The following is a 1,664-nucleotide window of genomic DNA, read 5'->3' on the forward strand; positions in this document are numbered from 1 at the left end:
CGCCGGCCTCGCGCACCCCAGCTCCCCGAGAGAGCCTGGATCAACCAGCCAACAACTGAGGCACAAACCGTCTCAATTTGACTTGACAAATTCCGCATCGCCGACCCCCACCACACTCGGCGAACACCTGCCCAGCCTGCGCATTCGGCGTTACCCATCGGACACCACCGACGCGGAATGGCAGCTCATCGCCCCGCATATTCCGGCCGGGAACCCCGGACGACGCGGCGGACGCCGGCCGATGCACTCACGCCGTGACATCGTCGACGCGATCCGCTACCTGGCCCACAACGGCTGTGTCTGGCGGTGCGGGTGCCGAAAACCTCATCCACCCTGGTCTCAGCCATTTGATCACCGAGGATGGAGCGGCTGGTTCAGGCGCAGATACGGTCGGCTGAATCACGGCGGTGATCTACATCGAGCGCTGGGCGACGATGGGGTGTGCTGTTTCGACTGGCGTACCTCGGCGTGTCCAACACCTTCGCCCTGCTGCGGCTGCTGCCGATGAGCGATCGCGACAAGGACGCCGAGATCCTCGCGCTGCGGCATCAGATCCTGGTCCTCGAACGACACCTGCACGGCGACCGGGTCCGGTTCACCCGGGCCGACCGGGCCTGGCTGGCCGCCCTGCTGCATCCGCTACCGCGCGGCGTACTGAACCATCTGCGGCTGCTGGTACGCCCCGAGACCATGTTGCGCTGGCACCGGGATTTGATCGGCCGCCGGCACGCCCGACGTTCCCGCCCTCATGCGGCCGGGCGGCCACAAACGATCCGGTCGATCCGCCGACTGGTCCTACGCCTGGCCCGCGAGAACAGCACCTGGGGATACCGCCCTATCCACGGCGAATTGCTCGTCCTGGGGGTGAAGGTCGCCGCGTCCACCGTCTGGGAGATCCTCAAAGACGCCGGCGTCGAGCCGGCACCGGAGCGCACCGGTAGCACGTGGGCGGCGTTCCTGCGTTCCCAGGCCCACGCGATCATCGCTGCGGACTTCTTCGAGACGACCACGCTGACCGGCGCCAAGTTGTATGTCCTGGCGGTCATCGAGCACGCCACCCGCCGGATCCGGATCCTCGGTGTCACCGCTCACCCGACCGCCGTCTGGGTGACCCAGACCGCCCGGAATCTCGTGATGGACCTCGAGGACACCGGCTGCCAGGTAAAACACATGATCCGTGACCGGGACGGCAAGTACCCGGCCCTGTTCGACCAGGTGCTCGCCGACGCTGGAATCGATGTCCTGCTCAGCGGTGTCCGGATGCCCCGGATGAACTCGATCATGGAAAGGTGGATCCAAGCCTGCCGCCACGAACTGCTCGACCGGACCTTGATCTTCAACCGTGCGCATCTGCTCCGCGCCCTGCGCGAGTACGAACACCACCACAACGAACACCGGCCGCATCGCGGTATCGCGAACTCCCGGCCTCGACGTCCGCTGCCCGACCCGATCACCGAACCTGTCAAGCTGACACATCTCAACGTCCACCGACAGGACCGACTCGGTGGACTCCTCCACGAATACGATCATGCCGCTTGACCAGCACGGACGGGATTTTCGGCACCCGCAGGGTTGATCAGGGATTCTTTGAGTGAATCTGCTGGTCACCGTGGTTGTCTGCGGGTGGATTGATCCATGCCGTTTCGGGCAGGATTGCCGGTTCG

At 65.3% G+C, this 1,664-nt stretch carries 2 protein-coding genes; both read left to right on the forward strand.

Going from position 1 to position 1,664, the window contains the following annotated elements:
* Positions 1 to 82 precede the first annotated feature (82 nt).
* The gene (locus AB0E90_RS51630) at positions 83 to 508 is read left to right on the forward strand and encodes a transposase (protein WP_360421219.1); all 426 of its coding nucleotides are present in this window, start codon (positions 83 to 85) and stop codon (positions 506 to 508) included.
* Positions 442 to 1,539 carry an integrase core domain-containing protein gene (locus AB0E90_RS51635; RefSeq protein WP_360421217.1) on the forward strand — a complete coding sequence of 366 codons (1,098 nt, stop codon included), beginning with the start codon at positions 442 to 444 and terminating at the stop codon, positions 1,537 to 1,539. The genes AB0E90_RS51630 and AB0E90_RS51635 overlap by 67 nt, the downstream gene beginning before the upstream one ends.
* The last annotated feature ends 125 nt before the right edge of the window (positions 1,540 to 1,664 follow it).

Source organism: Actinoplanes sp. NPDC026619 (genome assembly GCF_040638295.1).
Lineage (GTDB): Bacteria > Actinomycetota > Actinomycetes > Mycobacteriales > Micromonosporaceae > Actinoplanes.